At 73.7% G+C, this 3,044-nt stretch carries 3 protein-coding genes; all 3 read left to right on the forward strand.

Annotation, left to right across the window (positions count from 1 at the left end):
* Positions 1-116 precede the first annotated feature (116 nt).
* The 3 genes from IH13_RS0121935 to IH13_RS0121945 are packed head-to-tail and all read left to right on the forward strand — an operon-like array spanning position 117 to position 2,982.
* The gene (locus IH13_RS0121935) at positions 117-800 is read left to right on the forward strand and encodes a response regulator transcription factor (RefSeq protein WP_031087013.1); all 684 of its coding nucleotides are present in this window, start codon (positions 117-119) and stop codon (positions 798-800) included.
* A gap of 2 nt (positions 801-802) precedes the next feature.
* Positions 803-2,323: a sensor histidine kinase gene (locus tag IH13_RS0121940; RefSeq protein ID WP_031087015.1), complete on the forward strand. Its 1,521-nt coding sequence runs from the start codon at positions 803-805 to the stop codon at positions 2,321-2,323.
* Positions 2,320-2,982, forward strand: a complete 663-nt coding sequence (locus IH13_RS0121945; RefSeq protein ID WP_031087017.1) for a hypothetical protein — start codon at positions 2,320-2,322, stop codon at positions 2,980-2,982. The genes IH13_RS0121940 and IH13_RS0121945 overlap by 4 nt, the downstream gene beginning before the upstream one ends.
* The last annotated feature ends 62 nt before the right edge of the window (positions 2,983-3,044 follow it).

Genomic DNA, 3,044 nt, shown 5'->3' on the forward strand with positions numbered 1-3,044 from the left:
GGCCGGTGAGGCCATGGCCGTCACGGACGCGGTCGTCCGGTCTTCGGCCCTGCCCCCGCCGCCCGGTCGACGGACCCCTGACGACTCCGCCTCCCCATGCCCCCGGAGACACCTCCATGCCCCGCGTCCTCCTCGTCGAAGACGACCTCTCCGTCCGCGAGGGTGTCGAGCTCGGACTGCGCCGGCGCGGGCACCAGGTCCTCGCCGCCGCGACCGGCGAGGCCGGTCTCGACGCGCTGCCCGGCTTTCGCCCCGATCTCCTGCTGCTCGACCTCATGCTGCCCGCCATGAGCGGCGTCCAGGTGTGCTGCCGGGTACGCGAGAGCAGCCAGCTGCCGATCATCATGCTGACCGCGCGCGGCGACGACGTGGACATCGTCGTCGGCCTGGAGGCAGGCGCGGACGACTACATCGTCAAGCCCGCCCGGACCCAGGTCATCGAAGCCCGCATACGTGCCGTGCTGCGCCGTTTCGAAGGTCCGACCGAGGCGGCACCCGCGGTCGAGCAGCATGGTGAACTCGGCATCGACCGCGCCGGTTACACCGTCCTCAAGTCGGGCGCCCCGGTCGCCCTCGCGCCCTCCGAACTGAAACTGCTGCTGTGCCTGTCCGCCGTGCCGGGACAGGTTTTCAGCAGGCAGCGGCTCCTGGAAGAGGTCTGGGAGCACAGCTACTACAGTGACGTCCGTCTGGTGGACGCCTGCGTGCGCCGGCTGCGCGCCAAGATCGAGGATCCGTCCGACGTTCCCCGGTACGTCCAGACCCTTCGGGGCCTCGGCTACCGCTTCGGTCCGCTGTGAGGATGCCGAAGGCGGCCGCCGCGTTCGGGCTGCGCACCCGGTTGGTGATCGCCTTCCTGCTGGTGGCCGCCGTCAGCGCCGTCACCACCGCCGCGTTGACCTATCGTGAGGCGCGCAGCGCGGTCCTCGTGAGGGCTCAGGACACGGCCGTCGCCTCGTTCCGCGAGGAGGTCGAGCAGTTCGTCCCCAGCCTGCCCCTGGACCCGGACTCACTGCGGTGGTACCTCTACGACATCGCGGCGCGCGCCAAACCCCATCCGTGGATCGTCTTCGCCGAGTACGGCTCCCTGCGCGCGTCCTCGGGCGACCGGCCCGTCTCCGGTGTCCTGACCGCCGAGCTGCGCCGCACCGCGCTCACTTCGCCGCACGGCAGCTTCGAGCGGGTCGTCAAGGACGGGACCGCGTACCTGACGATCGGGATGCCGGTGATGACACGGGTCGTCGCCGGCGGCCGCGCCGTGCCCAGCGGCCTGGTCCTCTTCGCCGTGATGCCCATGACGACCGAGGAGGTGGACATCGACGGCCTGGTGACCGCCGCCCGCGACGGGGCGCTGCCGGGTCTGGCCGTGGCCCTGGTACCCGCACTGCTCGCGGCGCGCAGCGTGCTGCGCCCCGTCCGCGCACTGCGGCGCGCCGCGCACTCCATGGGCGGGGGGCGGCTCGACACACGTATTCCCGTGCACGGCCGGGACGAAATGGCGGACCTGGCACGGACGTTCAACGAGTCGGCGGCCCGACTCGAACACTCCGTGCAGGAGTTGACGGATGCCGGGGCCCGGGCCCGGCGCTTCGCCTCGGACGTCTCGCACGAGCTGCGCACCCCGCTCGCCGGAATGCTCGCCGTCACGGACGTGGTGGACGAGGACGCCGGGGCCCTCGCCCCCGACACCGCTCGTGCGGTGCGCCTGATCAGCGCCGAGACCGCCAAACTGGCCGTACTGGTGGAGGACCTGATGGAGATCTCCCGCTTCGACGCCCGCGCGGCGGAGCTCAACACGGACGAGGTGGATGCGGCGGAGGCCGTGCGCGGCACCCTGGCCGGCAGGCAGTGGCTCGGCCGGGTCCGAGCGGAGCTGCCCGAGGGCCTCCGTATCCGCCTCGACCCGCGCCGCTTCGACGTCGTCGTGGCCAACCTGGTCGGCAACGCCCTGCGTCACGGTGCCGAGCCGGTCACCGTGCGGCTGTCGGCCCGCGGGGGCGCGCTGATCACCGAGGTGCACGACAGCGGTTCCGGGATCGCGCCGGAGGTGTTGCCGCACATCTTCGAGCGTTTCTACAAGGCGGACACCGCACGCTCCCGCTCGTCGGGCAGCGGCCTGGGGCTGGCGATCACCGCGGAGAACGTACAGCTGCACGGTGGCACGGTCCGCGCGGAGAACCCACCCGGCGGCGGCGCGCTGTTCACCGTGGAGCTCCCCTTCGACGGGCCCGCGTCCGAGGGAGGCGCGCAGGAGGGCTGCTCGCCCGCACAGGGTGGCACGGGCCCGGCGGACAGCCGCGGCCGGACGGAGGCCACCGCGTGAGGAGACCCGCCTTCCGCCGGCGCCGAGCGGTCCGGCTCGTCGTCGCGCTGCTGATGCTCGTCGGGGGTCCGCTCGCGGGCTGCGGAATCCAGGAGACGGACGTGATCGAGGCCGGCGGCCCGGCGGTCGCCGATCTGCTCCCTCCGCGCGAGGGGCGTGTGCTGCTGTTCTTCTTCTCGCCCGACGACGCGCTGCTGCCCGTGCCACGGATCGTCGATACCCCGTGGCCGATCGGCGGCACGGGCACCGTCGGGCCGGACGGTTCGCCTCACCCGGACGAGCCGCACGGACAGGACGGGCCCGACGGTTCGTCCCCCGTGGGTGAGTCGGCGGACGGGCCGCTCGCGCCGCTCGCGGCCGTCACCGCCCTGCTCGCCGGACCGGACAAGGCCGAACGCCGGGCCGGGTTCCGCAACGCCTCCTCGCTGCCCCGTGCGGCCTCCGCCGTCGACCGGATCGGGACGGACGGCCACACCGTCGAGGTCACGCTGCGCCTGCGGGTGGCGGGGCTGACCGGCCCCGCCCGCGATCAGGTCGTCTGCACGGCCGCGTACGCGGCGCACGCGCAGGGCGCCGTCTCGGTGAGCCTGGTGGGGCGGGACGGGCGCGTCGCCCCGGCCGGCTGCCCCGTGCGGGCGGTCCCGGTGCAGGCACGCTGAACCGCGGCAGCGGCACGAGAACGGTGCGGACCGGCACGGAGCAGCGGTGGCCCGCCGGAACA

Origin of the sequence: Streptomyces sp. NRRL WC-3549 (assembly GCF_000721935.1) — a bacterium.
Taxonomy (GTDB): domain Bacteria; phylum Actinomycetota; class Actinomycetes; order Streptomycetales; family Streptomycetaceae; genus Streptomyces.

What these genes read in the sequence shown, in the direction of transcription:
- IH13_RS0121935 (WP_031087013.1), top strand. Translation starts at nt 117, where the DNA reads ATGCCCCGCGTCCTCCTCGTCGAAGACGACCTCTCCGTCCGCGAGGGT.
- IH13_RS0121940 (WP_031087015.1), top strand. Translation starts at nt 803, where the DNA reads ATGCCGAAGGCGGCCGCCGCGTTCGGGCTGCGCACCCGGTTGGTGATC.